We start from the raw sequence: 20,435 nt of genomic DNA, 5'->3' as shown, positions 1-20,435 counted from the left end.
TGTATTTCGAACTTTGTGCGGTCGCCGGGCGAACCGATGTAGAGTTTTGATCGCCCGCACCCAGGCGGCGAATACGATCGCTCAGGGATTTGATTGCCAGGGAATCCTTCTCACATTACATTGACGGCAGCCATTACGGTACTGGGTTGAGCACGGATGATCGGGTGATCACGCGCGTTACACAAAAACTCGAAAGCACCCGCTGACGACGCGAGCGCGAGTGGGACAGAAGAAGGACTCGCCGAGGCGATGCGTTTTGCTATCCTCGCAGGCCTGCTGCCGATCGGACTGCGCGCGGCTGCGCGGGACGCGATGGCGGGCTTGACGCTCGCCTCAATGAACATCCCTCAGGTTCTCGGCTACACCCGCATCGCAGGAACGCCGGTGGTCACCGGTCTCTATACAGTTCTGCTGCCGCTGGCCGCCTTTGCCATCTTCGGCTCCTCGCGTCATCTCGTCGTGGCGGCCGACTCCGCCACCGCGGCGATATTTTCGAGTTCACTTTCGCGCATGGCGCCGCTTGCTAGCGAAAAATACATGGCGCTGGTCGGCATGCTGACACTTCTCACCGCGGGTTTGCTGCTGCTCGCGCGCGTCTTCAAGCTGGGTTTTCTTGCCGATTTTCTATCGCGTACGGCGCTCGTCGGGTTCCTGACTGGCGTCGGCATTCAGGTCGGTATTGCGATGCTCGGCGACATGCTTGGCCTCGCGGTCCATTCCCACCGCACTCTTCTCCAACTCGAGGAGATCGCGCTCGGATTGCAGAATCTCAATGGGCTTACGCTAGGCTTGTCGGTCTTGGTTGTAACGGCGATCCTGGTGGGACGCCAGTTGTCCCCCCACTTACCGATCCCACTCATCGTGGTGATCGGAATGATTGCCGCGAGCGCATGGTTTCGTCTCGCCGAACGAGGTGTCACGGTCATCGGCCCAGTTCCGGGCGGCCTGCCGTCGCTCAGATGGCCGGACGTGAGCTGGCGCGAAACTCTTGATATTCTTCCGGTTGCGATCTCGTGCTTCGTGATGATCATCGCGCAGAGCGCAGCAACATCGCGCGTTTACGGGCTTTTGCACAAAGAGCGCGTCGACGAGGACGCAGACATCCTGGGACTGGCGGCCGCAAATGCAGGCGCGGCACTCAGCGGTGCCTTCGTCGTCAACGGCAGTCCGACCCAGACAGCCATGGCAGACAGGGCGGGTGCGCGAAGCCAAGTGGCACAAGTCGTGTTCGCAGCCATCGTCGTCATCGTGCTGCTGTTCCTGACTGGACCTCTGCAATACTTGCCCCACTGCGTGCTGGCGAGCATTGTGTTCACGATCGCGGCCGGTATGATCGATGTGCAAAGCCTTAGCACTATCTGGCGCGAAAGCCGCGGCGAATTCCTTCTCGCCTTGTGCACCGCGGCGGCCGTGCCGGGAATCGGCGTCGAACAGGGCATCCTCCTAGCCATCGCACTCTCGCTCGTCCGGCACGTTCGGCACAGCTACCGCCCTCACAGGATGGTGCTGGTGCCGAACGCGGCAGGCCGCTGGACCCCGATGCCGGCTCGGCCCGGAATTGACACCGAGCCGGGTCTCATCGTCTACCGATTCGGCGCCGACCTGTTCTACGCCAACGCCGATCGGTTCGCCGACGACGTCCGCACCCTTATCGACTGCGCTCCCGCACCTGTGCGGTGGTTTGTCGTCGATGCTGGGGCAGTGACCAACGTCGATTATTCGGCCGCCCGGACCGTGCGAGATCTCGTCAGCGAACTGGCAGCAAAAAACCTTCGCGTGGCGTTCGGGCGCGTCGCCCCAGCCCTGCACTCAGATCTCAAGAGACACGGCGTAAGCGCGGCGCTCGGCGATGGGCGCATTTTCGAGACGCTTCACGAAGCCCTCGATGTCGTGCGCGTCGAAAACGCAAAGGGCAGAGCGATTGAGGCCGAACGAACAAAGTCGGCGTCACCGTAATCCTCTTCGCAATCTCTCGATCGTGCCCGAAGCTAGGCTGATGTTCGGCAGCGATTGGCAGCTCGCCAATTTGCACGGCCGGCAAAAAGGCCACCCGCATACCGAGGGATCCGCCATGATGTTGGACCTACGCCATCTATGTATCATTTGGGTCGATTCCGTTGAAAAAGGCGGCAGTAGTCCCGATGTATTGGCGCCAGCGCCGATGGGGCCAAACGGCCGTTATGCGGGTTTGAGGGATTGCATCGGGATCAGCTTGGCCATCTTGCGAAGGTTCTGGGCGGTGGCTGCGAGGGTGAACTCATCACGAGCACCGTTTGGACCTCGTAAACGTAGACGGTCGAGCTTGAGAATGCGCTTGAGGTGCGCGAACAGCATCTCGATCTTTTTGCGGAGCCGACGCGAGGTGCCTCCTTCCCACGACCTTGCGATCTGGCGGGCCATGTCGCGAGCGCCCTCATAGATTGAGCGCGGCACCCTCCGTGAGGGCTGCTTGGGGCAACACCGGGACTTCAGTGCGCACCGATCGCAATCGCGCTTGCTGGCCATGTAAAGCATCGTGGCGCCATCGTTCACCAGCGCTCCGGTCGTGGTGAGTACCTTGCCGCCAGGACAGCGATACACGTCACCTGCGTGGTCATAGGTGAAGTCCTCGCGCGAGAATATCCCGTCTGTGCGGACCGACTTGTCGAACACTGTGACGTGTGGCTCGATGCCGTGCTCGTAGACCAACCATCCGAGCATCTCGGCCGAGCCATAGCCGCTGTCGCCGAGGAGCCGGCTCGGATAGAGATCGAACCGGTCGAGCGAGCGCTCAATCATGCGCTTGGCGGCCAACACCTCCGCCTGTCGGATTGCCGTGGTTGCCTCGACATCGACGATGATCGCGTTCTCGACGTCGACCAGGTAATTCGTCGAGTAGGCGAAGAAGGCTTGGCCGCCGTGCGCTCCCGTCCAGCGCGCCGCTGGGTCGGAGGGCGACACGAACTTCGGCGTGACCTCGGTCGCTGCTCCGAAAGCGGCATCGTCGAGGACGGCCAGATACTCATCGATCGCTCGGCCGGCGGCCTCCGGTGGAAGACCCTTGTCGCCTTCGATCCCCTTCTGCCGATTGGCATCGGCCTTGATCAAGCTCGCATCGACTGCAAATCCTTCACCACCGACAAGTCGCTCCTCGATGCAGCGGCGCAAGACGCTCTCTAACACTCGACGGAAGAGATCGCTCTCCCGGAAGCGACCATGCCTGTTCTTGGAAAAAGTCGAGTGATCCGGCACCGAACCGTCCAGACCGAGCCGGTAGAACCACCGGTAGGCCAAATTGAGGTGGACCTCATCGCACAGGCGCCGCTCCGATCTGATGCCGCAGCAGTAACCGATCAGGAGCATCCGGATCATGAGCTCCGGATCGATCGAAGGCCGACCGATGCTACTGTAGAAAGGCGCTAGGCCCCGCCGGACCTCTTCGAGGTCGACAAACCTGTCGATCGACCGTAGCAGATGGTCGGCGGGAATATGCTTATCGAGCGAGAACTCATAGAACAACGCAGCCTGTTCGACTTGCCGATGCCCCATCATGATCTTCAGTCCTGCCAACTAAGCAGACTGAATCACTGGTATCTCTGAGTCGCAACAACCGCCTTTTTCAACAGAATCGGTCAAACTGAGAAGAACTCAGCCCGAGCAAATGTTTTCCGCTTTGCCCTCGAACGCGGACATTCTTTGTGGCGATCAGGATGTCGCCGAAGGGCCATGACCGGAAGTGGCGCCTTTATTCGATCAGTTGGTCGGCGCGCTGGAGGAAGGACTCTGAGATCGTCAGGCCGATCGCCCTGGCGGTCTTGAGATTTATCACCAGCGCGAATTTGGTCGGCTGCTGGATAGCAAGATCGGACGGCTTGGCACCCTTCAAGATCTTGTCCACGTAGCTCGCGGCACGCCTTTCGAGATCAGGATAATTCACGTCATAGGCCATCAGGCCACCGGCATCAGTGACTTGGATCGAATAAGGATACATCGACGGCAATCTGCGGCGGATCGCGAGTTCGTTCACTCGTGCGCGTAGAGCAACGAATATGCTCTCGGCCGTCGTGAGGAGTCCTTCAGCATGCTCCGCGGCTCCAGCGTCGAACGCGGCCGAAAGGTCATCAGCACTCTTGATATCCTGGATTTGTAGCGCCACACCCATTGATGGGGCCGCCTTGTTCAGTGCTTTCACCTGTAGCGGCGCAATCGGGTCTGCGAGGTAAGTCAGCACGAGCAACCGCGAGATTCCGGGCACGGCCTCCTTCAACAGCTCAAGACGCTTGACCGCAAGCTCGGGGACCATCATCGACATCCCGGTGACATTTCCCCCTGGTCGGGCGAGGCTGCCTACGAGCCCCGTTCCGACAGGGTCGCCAAGTGCAATCATGACGATCGGGATCGTGCGGGTTGCGTTCTTCGCGGCCTGAGCGGCCGGGGTGGTGCTTACGGCAATGATATCCGCCTTCAAGCGCAGACATTCTGCGGCGAGGGCTGAAAACCTCTCTCCATGGCCGTCTGCGGAAAGGTAGTCGATAGTAATTGTCTGTCCGTTCACGTAACCGAGGTCACGCAGGGCCTGGAAGAACGCTTCGCGTCGACTGAACGTACCTGGATCAAACGTAAGGAAGCAAAGCCGCGGGATATTCTTGGGCTGCTGCGCGTGCGTAGTAAGCGGCCATGCTGCGGCCGTGCCGCCGAGCAGAGTAATGAATTCGCGTCGCCTCATGGGAAGCCTCCCGCGCCGACGACATGGAGCAAGTTGAGGCTATCACAATAAGCCGGTGTTGTGCGTCACAGAAAAATCACGAACCGGATGACCGCTCTGGGTCAGTTGCGTCGGTTTGGCAGCCTCTGGATCAGGTCCGATCTACCCCAATAATCGGACATATTCGGCGCTTGCCGCAGGCGGCAGCTAAGGTCCAGGGCACGCGACTGGCCCCCGCTTCTCATTGGTGGACGATCACGTTTGCGGCCCGCAACGCTCGCCCCCAGGCAACGGCCGAGACGAAAGGACGAATCAGAATCAGAGCGACAGGAACGAGCATTGATCCAAATCAAAGATGAGGTTGCTAGGCTTGAAATGGGATTTCGAATGCGCTGGCGTTGGGCGGATGCTGCATGACGACCTACGTTCGTACTTCAATCCTTTGCACCATAGTGACCCTAGTCCTTTGGAGCGCAGCCGCTGCTCCGTCGCAAGCAGATACCGGTACGCTGCGGGTAATCTTCGGCAAAGGAGGGCTCATCACCGCTGCTGGAGCTGGCCGAGGCATTCTGACATTTCACGGTAAACAGTATCCCTTTGAAGCGTCTGGCGCGACCGTTGGTACCACACTCGGCGTTTCGGCGAGCGAATTTGGAGGTCGTGCCTTCAACCTTCGCACTCCAAGCGATCTCGCGGGGAGCTACACTGGATTGGGCGTTGGCGCTGCCCTCGGGGCTGGCGCTGGCTGGGTGAGATTGCGAAATGAGAACGGCGTCGTGCTGGTGCTTCGCGGTCCGAAAATTGGCGTGGAGGTGTACGCCAATTGGGGGTGGGTGCGCATCGACATGAAGTAGTCCCGTTCCCGTCCTTCTCTTCGCGCCCTTTTCGATGCAACGAACCTGACGCCGTATTGCACTGGCCGGCGGGACCGACGAGCCGCAACCGCCATGTTAGGACGCCCATGTCGCGCATTTCGCCGAGGGTGGGGTCGCATGGCTCTCGGCCTTACTCTTCCGGCTCTTCCGGTTCAAACCTAGCTATTCGAACAGGGCCGTCCCAAAGCTCGACAACGCATTCGTCAACGAGCTGTTTAGCTCGTTTTCTGGCCTCCTGCTCGGTCGCAACGTTTAGGTCGATGCTAAGCTCAACGTGGCCGTCTGCGTCAAAGATGTAGGCCCTGTATTCCGGCATGTTCGATCACCCCCAGGGCGACGCCTAGGAAATGGGGCTTCCGGGAAGACCATGCAACGGATACGGCTCGGAGCGGCTGCGGGCTACAGCCGGTCGTGGGGTGTGGGAAACGAGCCCGCCGGTTCACGCTGGCGGGCCTCTCCCGTTAGGTTTCAATGCACTGAACGGCGAAGTTTTCGCAGATCGAAGCGAAGGCTTTTTTCGCTTCGGCGCGTCCCTTTGTGACCACGCTCGACCCACCAGTCCACCTTATGTCCTCGTGAAATGCGGGAAGCCTCTTCGCGCAGCTGATCAAGTTGCCTTCCATAGGCGCTCACAGTCACACAATTTTCCATTCGATGCTCACTAGGCCAGGGGATTCGCCGGTTTTGAGTGATCGATACTGAAATACCGGGAGCCGTCTGTTCGCTTTCTAACGTTCGTCCGGTGGCTCGTGGTCCTCTCTTGAAGCTGGGCCAAGGATGGACCGTGCAAATCTGGCGGCCCACCGCTGTGCGCTTCACCCTCAAAGAGCGGACATCTGGCGGACGTGCCGGGTCAGCCGCTTGGGGCCAATTCCGGACTCGTGCGCCGCAGCACTTGGTGACCGTTCGATCACGTCATGGGTGCGCGCAAGCAGTGTGGGCGAGATCGTGAGACCGAGCGCCTTCGCATCTTGAGGTTGACAATAAGCTCGAATCTGGTGGGCTGTTCAATTGCCAATTCTGACGGCTTGGCGCCTCGTAAAACAGTCAACTCCCGGCCGTTCGGGATCGTTCTGGAGGGGCTTTTGGGACATGCCCGGCGTTCAGGTAAGCCACCACATTGCGTCGGCTTCTTTCGCTAACCCGATCCATTCTGCGGAAAGCTGCAGCCATTCCTCTTTCTGAGAGCCGCCGGTTGCCGCCGCCATTTGGCGGCACACCTCGGCCTCGCTGCGGTAGTACTCCGCTAATACCTCAAAGGCGGGTGCATCGGTTGTTGTCATCGCAAGCCGGATGTTGCTCCAAACCGGGAGGCACGACATTTACCTAGGATAACCGCCCCACCTGTGCCGGTTCAAGCGACCCACAAACCTGCCGCTGCGAGCGATGATGGGCGACTCGGATGGACGTCCAATTGCTCCGCGGGGCGCCGCAATGTCTCCGAGGGCGACTCCCCGAACAGTGCGCGATAGGCGACCGAAAAGCGGCCGAGCTCCCAAAAGCCATGGTCGGTAGCTATCCGAGTGAGGGTTGACGTCCATGGAACCGCGCTCAGCAACGCCCGATGCACGAGGTGCATTCGACGGAGAGTGAGAAATCGGATCGGTCCCATGCCCAGATGCGCTTCGCAGGAGGCGCGAAGCGTTCGCTCCGCGACACCGATAGCTGCACAGATTTCGGTGAGATAGAGCGGCCGGTCGGGATTTGCCTCCAGAAACTCTTCGAACCGCGCGATGATCGCATCATGGCGTCGGCCACGAGTGCTGGTCTTTTCGTCGACCGCATCGGCGAGGCATCTGATCATGCCGTGTATGAATTCATTCTCCAGCGCGCGAAGCACCTCCGGCAGTTGCAAAATATCGGGAGTGTCGTGCGCGAGCTGTCCGATCGCCCGGTGTAACTTCAGCAGCCGTGACATCAATTGAGGGTGCGGATGAAAAATGTGCCGTTCTGATTTTTCCATCAACTCGCAGCCAATTATCGCTTCGACTGCAGTATCAAGCTCGTCGGTTGGGATGGACATAGCGCCGTAGTCAAGACCAGGGCCGCATCGTCGATGCTCAGCTTCAAGCGTGTTGTCAATGATTTCGCCGGGCATGACCTCGATTCCACAGTGATGATACGGTGACAAATTGGACTCGGTAAGAAAGCCGATCGATCGCCGACCGGGCTTGATTGTGGCGATGCTGACTGTTGGCGACGATAAGTGAGTACGTTGCAACCAGAGCCGGCTCATGGCGACCTGGGTCATCTCGACCCGAAAATCTTTCGTCGTGGGAAGTATCTCAATGTCAGAATACGGGAAGGCTGCTTGGCAAGCCAGCGGATCGGTAAAGCTACAAACTCTACTCCACGCCACTTCCGCTCCTCACACGCAAATTTGCTCGACTATTTTTTACATCAAAGCTAAGCGATATACCCGGAGAATTAATTATGGCGGTGCGGACCAAGATTTGATGTAGATCAAGCAAGGCTGCCTAGGTCATCGGCAGCAACCTGCACATTTCTGCACGACCTACGCTTGAGCTGAATCGCGCACATCTGCGGTACACACCCTAGTCGCCTTCGGGTCAGGCTCGGAAGTCGCGGTCCGTCCAAGCTACGTCCGCTTTACTCTCAGAAGCGGCGGAAAAGCGGACAAGGCAAGACCGACGCTCTGGGCCAGCAACGGACATTAGGCTGGTCTTGCCGCCTTAGGTGTCAGCTTAAATTCGATCGAGCTGCCTCAGAGCCACAAAAGCCCAAAAGCAATAGTCAGGACCGTGAGTGGCGCACCCACCTTGAAGTAGGCCCCGAAATTTAACTCAACGCCTCGCGCCTTCGCACGCTGCGCGACAATAAGATTGGCAACAGAACCGACCAGAGTAAAATTTCCAGCCAGCGTCGCCGCCATCGCGACTACGAGCCAAGCGTGTTGCGGATCCGGCAAATTCGGAACAAATGACTTGAGAAGAAGCACGGCCGGAACGTTGCTAACGAGGTTGGACAGCACGGCCGTGACGCCGGCCAGGATTGTTGGGTTATTGAGGTGCTGGTGGGCGATCGCAGCGCTGACATCGGCCGTGATCACTGCTTTCTCGAGCCCACCGATGACGACAAACAACCCGACGAACATCACAAGAAGCGGCCAGTCGATCTCGATATAAACCTTTTCAGGTCTTACGCGCCGCGTGAGCAGCAGAAAAGCACCGCCCACAATGGCCACCTTGGCGACTGGTTGGCCGAAGAAGAACAGCACGACCATAACCGCCAAAACAACAATGGACTTCGCCAACAGCGGTCCATGGTAGCGCGCTGATATGTCGATTGTATCGAACTGATCACGCGTAAAGAATTCGCTCCGGTAGGATAATGCGATGAGAACAGAAGTGATCATGAGCCCGATGACTGCGACCGGCACAAGCGCCGCGGCGAAATCGCCGTAAGGAATACCGGAGAGACTTCCAATCATGATGTTTTGGGGATTTCCGGTGATGGTCGCGACGCTGCCGATGTTAGACGCGGTCGCGACCGCCAAGAGGTAGGGAATCGGGTTTCGCTTTAGCCGTGTCATAAGTTCGAGCACGAGCGGGGTCATCACCAGGCAGATCGTGTCGTTGACCAGGAACGCTGAGAGAACCCCGGAGGAAAAAATTATCATTCCAAGCAACGTGATCGGCCGTCTAACGTAAGCTGCGATCCAGCGGGTGATGACGCGAAAAAATCCTGAAAGCCGGAGATTGGCGACGACGATCATCATGCCAAGCAGCAGCACGATCGTATTGAAATCGACCGCTTGATACGCTTCTTCGAGCGACAATACGCCGGTGGCGACCATCAAACTGCCACCAAGCAGGGCCGCCCCAGCCCGGTCAATCCGGTATACGGGTATCTTGCCGAGGGCCACGACGGCGTAGGTTGCAAGAAAGATCAGCCACGCAGCAGCACTCGTTGTTTCAGGCATCCAGTTCATTCTGCCCATCAAGCCTTCGCCTAGCGCCAAAGACAAGATGCAAGCCATGTCTCAAATGGGTCAAAATGCGAGGCCGACAGCTTGCGCTTACGCCAATCAGCGCGCCGGCGACGCTCGATCGCCCCGCGAATGTGGCACCTACAGCCAAGACGCCGATGCAACCCGTAATCAACAAACCCACCACCATAGCTGGATCAGTATTTCTACGGCGTCAGGTGTGGGCAATTCACGAACGATTAGCGAGCGCAACAAGACAGCTTTCGATTTGAAAGCCTGCCGTCACAACGTTCCTCACGAAATACTCTGGCAACCCCGTAGGTATTCGGCAAGGTGGCGGGCTTCTGTCATGACCGCGGGCCGCCTTCGCGTAGCTGTTCACGGGCCTTCTGGGTTGTCGTGCTCAATACCAGCGCTCAACAGCGGGGCGGCCTCCAGGGACGGACAAATAGTTTTCGGGGGTAATACGGCAGTATGGTTCCGCACTGGCCGGGAATTTGAATGAATGAAGTGTCATCGTACACACGACATCGCTTCGTCGGGTAAATCGTGTCCGCCTGAGCGGTCATCGCGGATCCGAGGAGCGAAACGCCGACCAGAGATGTGAAAAGCATCTTCATCTGAACCACCCTCCATCAGGCCACGGTCCACAGCAACGCAGTACAATAGGCCAGGATCTCCCATCAGCTCAACTCCCACTCTAAGCCCGGCGGCGGCAGCCTCCCTGATAATCTGGCGATGCCTGTGCCGTTAATAAAAACTCTCGTCGGCGTCCATTGACCAATCCGCGGCCCCTCCGGCTGCAGCCAGAACCTACCTGAACCAGCGCGCCATGCCCACCTGTGCTTGACGCATTCGCATCATCACTTTAACCCCGCGCGTAATCACGTTGGAGAAAATCAAGTGGCAAAGAAGACGAAGAGCAAGCGCAAAGAGTACACCAAAGACGACGTCAAGCTGCTTAAGGCACATTCCAAAGCCCGCACCCCAGTGGCAAAGCTTTCGAAGCTGATGAAGCGGTCCGAGGGCTCGTTGAGGCAGAAGGCGCGTAGCCTTGGAGTTGGTCTAGGACACCAACGTTAACCTGCTGGCTTCACCCCCAAACTACCAACACCTCAGTCGCGCTAATGCAAAATCCGGTGCTGTCGTAATGAGGACATGGCGGACTACACTACCACGCCGGCATCAAAGATGGCGGTCGAGCGCGGCTGGCTCGAGCCACACGAGAGCGGGACCTATGTCCGGCTCCTACAGGCCCAGACCGCCAACTGAGGCGCTATCGAAGAGAGCCCGCCATTCGCAACGGGCTCAAGGCTAGCGCCATCAAGGACGCGGCTGGTAACGGTACCTGACTGCACTCAATCGCTTACGGGGGCCGGGATCCGTCCCCACCCTTGACTTCAAACTGCTCGGCTTAAACGAGCGGCCGCCGCTGTGGTAACAGCAGGAGGGTCCATCCATCGATGTCCGCTATGCCCCGGTCGCGACCAAATTCGGCCTCGCACCGAAGTGCCGCGATGGGCCAATAGGCGACAGCCCGATGTTATTCAATCGCCTCTCGAGCCCCCCTCACGGTATTAGGTAAGGCAACCTGAAACGTGTACTTTCAGCAGCTCAATAGATCGCAGACTTCCAATACCCTCAATGATTTCTCCAAAACACAGTTAGAAAACTCACCACTGCCAACGCAGTCATCGATCGCTTTGTTAGTTTGATCTGTCATACAGTTTGAGTATTGGTGTCCGTTGTCTTCCCCGAATTTGTGCCGAAATTTAGCGAGGCAGGATTTGCTCGCTCTTCCAGTCTGCGCAATCCACTTGTTACGATCGATAGGCTCCGCCTGAGCAAGAAGCGTCGACCCAAGCAACATCGCGATGACCAAAGCATATCGCACGTTCTTATCTCCGCCGGTTAAATCGGACGATACATGAAAACGCCGGTACGGCCCTCTATTTAGGCGCGCCCTAGACTGCCCTAGACTGCTCCGAACCGCAGAGCGCCCATACCCGCCTAGTTTCTCGCGCAGGTGGCCGGAGTCCGTTGTGGGTCACGAGCGTCGTCCTCTGCGATAGACGTCGGCCTGTCGCTTCCGCTATGCCCCGTTAGCGATCGAGGTCGTGCGGCGGTCCAATAGGTCGCGGTGGGCCAGAAGCAGACTCTCTTCGCCTCACCCGATCATCCCCTCGGCATTAGAGCCGCCGATCTAAGTCATGCTCCCTGGCATAAAGCAGCGGATCCATATGTGTGGATAGCCCTCATCGTCTGGTTCGCCCTCGACATATACAGGCCAGACCATGGTCCGCCCGGCCTTATTAGGCTCGGTGATGACGGAATTGTCTGGCACATCGACCCACACCATGATTTTGGAGGCGGGGTTCTTAGACACTCGCACGCGATAGTGACCGTTCTTCGCTTCCCAGTCGGCATCTTCGACGACGTAGCCGTCGGCATTCGAACAGCAGGAACCGTTGCGGCTTTTCAGTTGGTCAAACCACAGCTTGAGTGGAGAGTTCGCATAACGCCCGTCGAGGTCGCGCCCCATCGCCGGCAATGGTATTAGCCACAGCCCCATAGGCGCGATAAAGCCGATTAGCGGAATCCAGCACACGACCAGCATGACGCTATGCCCCTGCTAGCTCCCGAGCGAATTGTTACTTGGTATTCCCCAACGAAGCACCCTATCACACCGCATCTTATGCATCACCGCAAATTCCGCCCGGCGATGTCGCAGTTGGGTCATCTTCGACCGCCTCTGCGGGTCTCGGCTGCCCGTTCGATGTCTGCTCTTCCCCGAAAGCGACCTCCTTACTGCGTGGCAACGAAATGACGCGAAGGGCCAATATGCGACATCAGCCTTAGTGGGCATCCCATCTGATCTGTCGTACAATCGCATCCAGGTTGGATCGTGGGCCATGGTGCAGGAGCGGTCAGTCCGGGTCGAGCGGAGGTTGTCGGCGATATTGGCCGCCGACGTAGCTGGCTACTCGCGGTTGATGCACAATGACGAAGAGGCGACCCATGCCAAACTGGCCGCGCTCCTAACCGACGCCGTCGCCCCGGCAATTGCCGAACACGGCGGCCGTGTCGTGAAGAACACCGGCGACGGGTTCTTGGCGGAGTTTCCGAGCGCGGTCGAAGCCATCCGAGCTGCGGTGCAGTTCCAAGCGCGCGTTAGCGAGCTTACAACCGGTGACGTGGAAGAGAGACGCATTGTATTCCGCGTGGGCGTCAATATCGGTGACGTAATCGTTGAACCCCACGACATCTTCGGCGACGGAGTTAACATTGCTGCGCGGCTTGAAAGCATCGCAGAACCGGGCGGCATCTGCATCTCGTCTGCTGCCTACGATCAAGTCCGAGGCAAGGTCGGCGTTGAGTTTGCCGATCTGGGTGAGCAGAACCTCAAGAACATCGACGACCCGGTGCGGGCCTATGCCGTTGGCCCGAACGCGAAAACCGACCGAGCTGCTTCGCTGCCATCATCAACTCCCCGGTTGTCCATCGTTGTTTTGCCGTTCGCAAACATCGGAGGCAATCCCGAGCAAGACTACTTCGTCGATGGCGTGACCGAGAGCCTGACCACCGACTTGTCGCGGATCAATGGCGCGTTCGTGATTGCGCGCAACACCGCGTTCACCTTCAAAGGTAAGGCGGTCGACGTAGTGAGGCTCGGACGTGAGTTGAACGTCCGCTACGTGCTCGAAGGGTCGGTGCAACGTGGTGGCAACCTCCTTCGGGTCAACGTGCAACTGGTCGATGCCGAAACCGGCAACCACCTCTGGGCGGAGCGTTTTGACAAGCCCGTTGCCGACCTCTTTGACATGCAGGACGAAATCGTATCGAGGCTCGCCAACTCATTAGATGCCGAACTCATTGCCGCCGAGGCCCGGCGAGCGGAGCGTTCACCACATCCAGACGCGATGGACTTGGTATTCCAAGGTAGAGCTTGGTTCAACAAAGGGTGGACGCCCGATCACATGGCACACGCGCGCAGTTTTTTTGAGAAGGCCATGGCGCTCGATCCTGGAAATATCGAGGCAATGGTCGGTTTGGCGCGGGTCGATGCCGTACTTGGAGCTGCCTTTATGACCGACGACTGGTTAGCGCGGCTTACGGCAGCCGAGACGACCCTAACCAAAGTATTGTCCCTTGCACCAAACGACGCGCAGGCCCACTTGGCTCTGGGCGGTGTGCAAATATCTACGAAACGCATGGCACAGGGCATCGCTGAATGCGAGCAGGCACTGGCGCTGGATCGCAATTTGGCCGGCGCTCATGCTCTCATCGGGTACGCCAGGTTTCTTCTTGGTCGAGGCGCAGAAACCGAACCTCACGTTAACGAGGCATTCCGCCTTTCTCCTCGCGACACCATGGCCCATCGATGGATGGTATGGGTTAGCCTTGCCAAGGCGCAGCTCGGTGCCGATGCCGAAGCAGTCCCCTGGATGCGCCGGGGCCTCGACGTAAACCGGAATTTTTCCATCGGGCATTTCAATCTCGCGGCTGCACTGGCGCGGCTCGGGGAGCTGGACGAAGCGCGGGCCGCGGTGCAAGCGGGACTTGCGCTCGATCCAAGCTTCACCATTCGCCGCTTTCGTGATGCCAGTAATGCACGGAGCGACAATCCGACCTTCCTTGCTTGGCGTGACCGGACGATTGAGGGCATGCGAATGGCCGGGGTGCCTGAGGGCTGATGTCCGAGTTGGGTCATTTTCGACCGACGCTGCCGGTTTCGCGTGCCGTTCGATGTCTGCTTCTCTAATCGGCCATTTGAGGTCAAGCACTTTCAGACTATCCGCCACTGCAGTGTCGATGTCGCTCGCGGGCTCGCGCTTCTCTTCGGAATCGGCACCAGGGCCCTTCCATCATGGGATTCGAGGACGAGGTAGAACAATCTTATCCACGGCCTTATCCACGGCCTTGTCGTCAGTTTGAACGGCAGGTTCAAGCAGACATGCGAACTCACCTCATCCATCGTCCCGCGAGGGACATCCTTCCACTGCTGGGTGGATCTCGAGTTTTCTCCTATCGGGTTTGATCCCGACCTGCTGCCGTGGTTGGCTCCCGGGTCCATCGGAACTCGGTGCCATCAACCCATATGCGGTGCATGATGACAGCCAGCCGGCGAGCCAGGGCCACGATCGCCTTCTTCATTCCGCGGCGCCTGGCGATCTGCATGGCCCAGGCTTTAAGCCAGGACCATTTCTTCGAATGCAACATGCTCTGCGCTGCTTCGTAGAGCATCACCCGCATCATCTCATCCCCGCAGCGCGATATCCTGCCGCTCCAGTCGATCTCGCCGGATTGATACCTGGAGCAGGTCAGCCCGAACGAACACCGCCCCAACCGACTTAGATTTTCGGAAGCGGGCTGGCACATCGACGGTAGCGCGATAGGTCAGCGCCACCACCGGGCCGACACCGGGGATCGTCATCAGGCGCCGGCACACCTCGTCGTCTCGCACAATGGCCAGCAAGCGGCGGTGCAGAATGACGATCTGCTCGCGTAGCGCCCGCCGCACGACGAGCATCGGTTCCACCAGTACCGCCAAGTCGGGGATAGTCTCGACAAGCTCCTGGATGCGAGCCTCGAACCTCACCGTTCCGACCATGCCCACCTTGAGGCCGAAGTTACGCAAAGTCCCTCGCAAATCGTTCTCGATGGCAATGGCCTTCGACTGCAAAAGCTTGCGATGGGTTAGCAGCATACGCAGTTTCTGGCTGCGTAGCGTCTTTACATGCACCGGGCGATACACTCCCGCACGCATCATCTGAGCGAAGCCGCGCGCGTCATTGCGGTCGGTCTTGTTGATCTGCGCCTTCAGCATCGCCTGCATGTGCCGCGTCTCGACACAGATCACTGGCAACTCGGCTTCAGCGAGAGCGCTGAATAGTCATTGCGATAACGGCCCGGCTTCCAGCCCGATCTGCTTGAAGCGGTAGCCGGGATTTCCCAGAACCTTCAAAAGTGCTTGAGGCTCGCTCGCCACCTTCACTTCCTTCACGATCTTGCCCGCGTCATCCAAAATGCAGACACTCGTCTCCTTGACCGATACGACCAGTCCGGCAAAATGGTCCATGCTGCGCTTCTCCTTCTGATGCTTGAGGCCGTCACCACGGACCTCGTTTCACCATCAGCCTGAAGCGCAGCACCTAAAATCTTCAGCTATCCACAAGCTGGGTCGGCCGATTATCCCATCTTGTCCCCGCAAGCGACCTAATTACTGCGCGGCAAGAAATGGCGCGATGGGCCAACAACGGACTCATGCGCCGCAGCAAGAGCATCGTCATTCGATCACCTCGTCGGCGCGCACCAAGAAGAACGCCCAGGCGCCGATTGTGTCGGCATTAGATTGCCGCCTCGGTCTTCGCGTCGAAAACGTGAAGCCTCGAAGGGCGCATGGCAACGCGCAGCTTGTCGCGCACCTTCACCCGCGCGGTCGGCTCGACGCATGCCACCATGACACCCTCGCCGACCTTCATGTCGAGCAGAATTTCCGAACCGAGTTGCTCGACCATCTCGATCACAGCATCAAAGCACGGGTGATCGAGATCGGCTGTGCCCGCCACGGTGAGGTCCTCCGGGCGCACACCGAGCGTGACCTCGTGGCCGATATAGCCGCGCAGGCGTTGCGCAGTCTCGTCCGGCAGCTTGATGCGCAAGCCGGAGTTCTCAGCTATCAGCGATCCGTTCGCCTCGGTCACTGTGACGGCGGCGAAGTTCATGGCCGGGGAGCCGATGAAACCGGCGACGAACTTGTTGGCGGGCTGGTTGTACAGCGCGAGCGGCTCCCCCACCTGCTGCACGACGCCGTCCTTCATGACGACGACCCGGTCACCCAGCGTCATGGCCTCGACCTGATCGTGGGTGACGTAAATGGCGGTAGTGCCGAGACGTAGATGCAGCTTCTTGAGCTCAACGCGCATCTGCACCCGCAGCTTGGCATCAAGGTTCGATAGCGGCTCGTCAAACAGGAACACGCGCGGGTGGCGCACGATGGCACGGCCTAACGCTACGCGCTGGCGCTGGCCGCCGGAAAGCTGGCGCGGCTTGCGCACTAGCAATTCGCCGATGCCGAGGATGTTGGCCGCCTCCCGCACCCGCTTGTCAATCTCGGGCCTTCCGAATTTGCGCATCTTCAGGCCGAACGCCATATTATCGTACACGCTCATGTGCGGGTAGAGCGCATAGTTCTGGAACACCATGGCGATGTCGCGGTCCATGGGCGCCAGTTCATTGATCACGTTGCCGTCGATTGAGATATCGCCGGAGCTGATCGGTTCAAGCCCGGCGATCATTCTGAGCGTGGTCGTCTTGCCGCAGCCGGACGGTCCGACGAATACCACGAACTCCTTGTCGCGGATCTGCAGATTGACGTCTTTGACAGCATGGACGCTGTCGTAGAACTTGTTGACCCCCTTGAGGACGACCTGTCCCATTGGTCTCACCTGCCTCCGATCCGCCCATGCGGAATTCTGCCTGCCCGTTTTCCAACTCCCACCGGTGGTGCTGTCAGCCCTTCACCGATCCGGTCAATCCTGCGACGTAGTGCTCGACGAAAAACGAATAGGCGATAGCGACCGGGATCGATCCTAGCAGGGCGCCAGCCATCAGTGGTCCCCAGAAGAAGACATCGCCACGGATCAACTCGGATGTGACGCCCACCGGCACTGTCTTCTGCCCGGGCGAGGACAGAAAGACGAGCGCATAGATGAACTCATTCCACGACAGCGTGAAAGCGAAGATGCCGGCCGAAAGGATACCCGGGATCGCCACCGGGATGACGATGTAGAGCATGGCCTGCCAGCGCGAGGCGCCGTCAATGCGCGCGCATTCCTCGAGCTCCTTGGGCACTGCCTTGAAGTAGCCCATCATGAGCCAGGTGCAGAACGGAATAAGGAAGGTCGGGTAGGTCAGAATCAATGACCAGGGCGTATCACCCAGCCGATAGTTGCGGATGATCTCGGCGAGCGGAATGAACAGCAGCGTTTGCGGCACCAGATAGGTAATGAAGATGCCGGTGCCCAGGCTGCCGGCAAATGGAAAGTTCAGCCGTGAGAGAGCGTAGCCGGCGAACACTCCGCACACGAGCGAGATAGCGGTTGACGCGAGTGCGATGAACGTGGTGTTCCACAGCCACGATGCAAACAGTGTCTCCTCGAACAGGTATCTGACGTGGTCCCAGGTCGGGTTCCAGGTCCAGAACGGATTGTAATTGACCGAATTCCAGGGTCGGTAGAGCTCGCCATCCGGCCGCACCGAAGTGATCACCATCCAATAGAACGGGAACAGCAGGAAAAGCAGGAACACCGCCATCGGGACGTAGAAGAACACCCACTTTCGCCACCATGCACCTTCGATCATGACTCAGCGGACCTCTACGCGGCGGATGTAGAGAAGTTGGATGATGACAACCAGAAACAGCACCGGAAACATCGCAAGCGAGATGGCAGCGCCCTCGCTTAAAAGGCCCGTGCCGATGCCGATCTGGTAGGCGTAGGTGGCGAACAGGTGCGTCGCGTTGGCAGGTCCGCCGCCGGTCATCACATAGACGATCTGGAAGTCGGCGAACGTCTGAATCACCGAGAACAGCACCACGACCATGGTCACGGGCAAGAGCAGCGGCCAGGTGACATACCAGAACCGCTGCCACGGCCTGGCGCCATCGATGGCGGCGGCCTCGCTGAGTTCGGGACTGATGGTCTGCAAGCCGGCGAGCAGGCTGATAGCGAAGAAAGGCACGCCGCGCCAGATGTTGACGATAATGATCGAGATCATAGCCAACTCAGGATCGCCGAGCCAATTGATCCGGCCGGTGATCAAGCCGAGATGGTAGAGAAGCCAGTTAAGAACGCTGAATGTTGGATCGAACATCCACTTCCAGGCGAAAGTTGAAAGCACGGTCGGGATGATGAAAGGCAGCAGGATGAAGGCACGCGTGAAAGCCTTGCCGCGAAAATTGCGGTTGAGCAGCATGGCCAGCCACAGCCCGAGCGCCAGCTTGAAGATGGTGGTCACGCCCGTGTAGAGGAAAGTGTTGTAGACAGAGGTCCGAAAGATCCCGTCATTGAAGATTTTGTAGAAATTTGCGAGGCCGACAAAATCGCCGGGCACACCCACGCGCGCGTCAGTCACCGACAACAAGATGCCGCGCAAGAACGGATAGGCGATGAACGTACCGAGCAGCGCCACGGTCGGCACCAGCAGCACGAATGCGAGCCAACGCTCGTCCTCGAGCAGCCGTATTCTGGGCCGCGGCGCCTGCGGCATGTAGACTTGGGTCTCGGCGATCGCCATCTCGCGTCACCTCTAAGCGCGCGCCAACGGGCGAGTCATGCGAAACTTTGATCGCGTCGCCTCACCGGGAGACGGCGCACCGTACAAGTCCGAGACGCGGGGCGCGCGGCAGGCACTTCGCAGCCGTGCGACGTGCAGCGCGCGTACTTTCAAGTATAGATCCTCTTGAGTTCGACTTCCGCCCATTTCACGGAATCCTCCGCCGTAGCGCCCTGGATCGCTTTGGCGTACATATCTGTGATGATGTATTTGGTGAGCACTTCCGCAGCCTTCTTGCCTGATGAGGGCAGAGGATACCCGGGCGCCTGACCCAGGAGGCCGGCGATCTTGAAGGGCGCCATGACCTTGTCCTCTTCCCACAACTTGTGTTTCTCCCATTCGTGGGTTGGCGGTGTCGCGAAACCTTTCTGGGAGACGAACCACGGCTCGTAGTTTGCCTTGGTATGGATCCACTTCAACAACGCCTTCGCACCGTCCTGATTCTTCGAATAGTTCGGAATGACGTGAGAGAAGTAGGTGTGCATGGCGAATTGGCCGGCCGGGCCTTTGGGCAACGGCGAGTGCTGGATATCTGTCTTCAGCTGCGCGCCTTTCTCGCTGATGTACTTCTCGGGGTTGCGTAGCGATTCGATGTAGATCGAAGCGCCGTTGAGGGTGGCGCAGATCGTTTGCGAAAGGAATGCGCGGTTGTTGTTGGTATCATCCCAGGCAAGCCCGCCCTCGTCATGGGCCTCCTTCCAGAAGGCCGTCATGAACTTGACGGACTCGATGACCTCTTTCTTGTTGATGTTGACAGTCTTGCCGTCCTTCTCGACTTCGGTGCCGCCCCACGACCACATGTACGGATAACTAAACGTCGGCGCGTCGCCGAACGTGTGACCGAGCGTCTGACCGATCGGCCGGCCCTGGGCTTTGAGCTTCTTGCCAACCTCGCGGTACTTCTCCCAGGTGTCGGGAAAGGTCGAGGAGCCGATCTCATCGAACCAGGATTTTCGGTAGGCGATCATGGCGCCGACGATGGTCCACGGTAAAGAGATCCACTTTTTGCCGTCGGCGGAGTTGGACTTGCACAGATCGTAATAGCCGTCTTCGGCCTCGCTTACACGACCTGCGATGTCGGACAGATCGACGACGCTCTCCGAATAAATCTGCGGGTGGTTGTTGAAGAGCATGATGATGTCGGGACCTGAACCCGACTGAATTGCTGAGGTGATACGCGGTTGCAGGTCGTTGCCGTTCACCGTCTCGAGGTTGATCCTGATTCCTAGCGCTTTCTCGGCGGCGGGCAGCAGTTCCTTGCGCAGCAGCTGATCGGAAGCCGGCACGAAATCGTTCCAACGCAGCCAGTGTACCGTCGTGCCCTGAGCGAAGGCGGGCGCGCGGCCGGTGGCGAGGATGCCGGCCATGCCGCCTGCAACCGCGGCACCGCTCTTGAGAACCTGTCGTCGGGTTACCGTCGTCATGCATTCCTCCTCTGGTGATCCGGCCGGTCTGACGCCAGCTTGGAGTCCTTTCAGTCCATCACGCCTCCGTGGCTCAACCCTTGCGCGCGTTATCGCGTGCGCAAGCGTTGTCTCGACAATCATTTGTTGGTGTTTCGACGCGCCCGGTGTCGGTGGCGATCTTAGCG

General features: G+C 58.9%; 14 protein-coding genes and 1 pseudogene. 4 read left to right on the top strand and 11 right to left on the bottom strand.

All coding sequences use genetic code 11. From position 1 onward, the window contains the following. Positions 1-249: 249 nt before the first annotated feature. Positions 250-1,956, top strand: coding sequence for a SulP family inorganic anion transporter (locus Q2941_RS08605; RefSeq protein WP_458192195.1), 1,707 nt, complete (start codon positions 250-252; stop codon positions 1,954-1,956). Between the two features lie 222 nt (positions 1,957-2,178). Here Q2941_RS08605 and Q2941_RS08600 read toward each other — a convergent pair whose 3' ends face one another. After that, complete coding sequence (locus Q2941_RS08600) at positions 2,179-3,531, bottom strand: transposase (protein WP_458192194.1); 1,353 nt, start codon at positions 3,529-3,531, stop codon at positions 2,179-2,181. Positions 3,532-3,724: 193 nt separating this feature from the next. Beyond that, entirely contained in the window at positions 3,725-4,705 is a 981-nt protein-coding gene (locus Q2941_RS08595) for an ABC transporter substrate-binding protein (protein WP_458192193.1), read from the bottom strand. A gap of 392 nt (positions 4,706-5,097) precedes the next feature. On the opposite strand from Q2941_RS08595, the gene Q2941_RS08590 reads away from it, so the two are divergent. Continuing rightward, positions 5,098-5,538 (top strand): hypothetical protein, encoded by a 441-nt coding sequence (locus Q2941_RS08590; RefSeq protein ID WP_458192192.1) that lies wholly within the window; start codon positions 5,098-5,100, stop codon positions 5,536-5,538. 1,124 nt (positions 5,539-6,662) lie between these two features. Here Q2941_RS08590 and Q2941_RS08585 read toward each other — a convergent pair. From Q2941_RS08585 to Q2941_RS08575, 3 genes are all read right to left on the bottom strand, one after another. After that, positions 6,663-6,842: a hypothetical protein gene (locus Q2941_RS08585; protein ID WP_458192191.1), complete on the bottom strand. Its 180-nt coding sequence runs from the start codon at positions 6,840-6,842 to the stop codon at positions 6,663-6,665. 71 nt (positions 6,843-6,913) lie between these two features. Continuing rightward, complete coding sequence (locus Q2941_RS08580) at positions 6,914-7,810, bottom strand: AraC family transcriptional regulator (protein WP_458192190.1); 897 nt, start codon at positions 7,808-7,810, stop codon at positions 6,914-6,916. Between the two features lie 474 nt (positions 7,811-8,284). After that, positions 8,285-9,511: an ArsB/NhaD family transporter gene (locus Q2941_RS08575; RefSeq protein ID WP_458192189.1), complete on the bottom strand. Its 1,227-nt coding sequence runs from the start codon at positions 9,509-9,511 to the stop codon at positions 8,285-8,287. Positions 9,512-10,411: 900 nt separating this feature from the next. Here Q2941_RS08575 and Q2941_RS08570 point away from each other — a divergent pair. Continuing rightward, positions 10,412-10,591, top strand: coding sequence for a hypothetical protein (locus Q2941_RS08570; protein WP_458144993.1), 180 nt, complete (start codon positions 10,412-10,414; stop codon positions 10,589-10,591). A gap of 1,120 nt (positions 10,592-11,711) precedes the next feature. On the opposite strand, the gene Q2941_RS08565 is transcribed toward Q2941_RS08570, so the two are convergent. Next, entirely contained in the window at positions 11,712-12,125 is a 414-nt protein-coding gene (locus Q2941_RS08565; RefSeq protein ID WP_458192188.1) for a hypothetical protein, read from the bottom strand. Between the two features lie 295 nt (positions 12,126-12,420). Between Q2941_RS08565 and Q2941_RS08560 the strand changes: the two genes are divergently transcribed. Then, a complete protein-coding gene (locus Q2941_RS08560) occupies positions 12,421-14,202 on the top strand; it encodes an adenylate/guanylate cyclase domain-containing protein (RefSeq protein WP_458192187.1) in 1,782 nt (593 codons plus the stop codon). 331 nt (positions 14,203-14,533) lie between these two features. Here the strand turns inward: Q2941_RS08560 and Q2941_RS08555 are convergent. The 5 genes and pseudogenes from Q2941_RS08555 to Q2941_RS08535 form a co-directional block, all read right to left on the bottom strand. Continuing rightward, positions 14,534-15,587, bottom strand: a pseudogene (locus Q2941_RS08555) (IS110 family RNA-guided transposase). Between the two features lie 268 nt (positions 15,588-15,855). Next, positions 15,856-16,947: an ABC transporter ATP-binding protein gene (locus Q2941_RS08550; protein ID WP_458192186.1), complete on the bottom strand. Its 1,092-nt coding sequence runs from the start codon at positions 16,945-16,947 to the stop codon at positions 15,856-15,858. A 73-nt stretch (positions 16,948-17,020) separates the two neighbouring features. Next, positions 17,021-17,872 carry a carbohydrate ABC transporter permease gene (locus Q2941_RS08545; RefSeq protein ID WP_458192185.1) on the bottom strand — a complete coding sequence of 284 codons (852 nt, stop codon included), beginning with the start codon at positions 17,870-17,872 and terminating at the stop codon, positions 17,021-17,023. Between the two features lie 3 nt (positions 17,873-17,875). Beyond that, positions 17,876-18,805: a carbohydrate ABC transporter permease gene (locus Q2941_RS08540; protein WP_458192184.1), complete on the bottom strand. Its 930-nt coding sequence runs from the start codon at positions 18,803-18,805 to the stop codon at positions 17,876-17,878. Positions 18,806-18,954: 149 nt separating this feature from the next. Continuing rightward, positions 18,955-20,268 carry an ABC transporter substrate-binding protein gene (locus tag Q2941_RS08535; protein WP_458192183.1) on the bottom strand — a complete coding sequence of 438 codons (1,314 nt, stop codon included), beginning with the start codon at positions 20,266-20,268 and terminating at the stop codon, positions 18,955-18,957. Positions 20,269-20,435 lie beyond the last annotated feature (167 nt).

It is taken from the genome of Bradyrhizobium sp. UFLA05-153 (genome assembly GCF_054185185.1).
The sequence above is the reverse complement of the archived record's forward strand: the minus strand, read 5'-3'. Positions and strand labels throughout refer to the sequence as shown.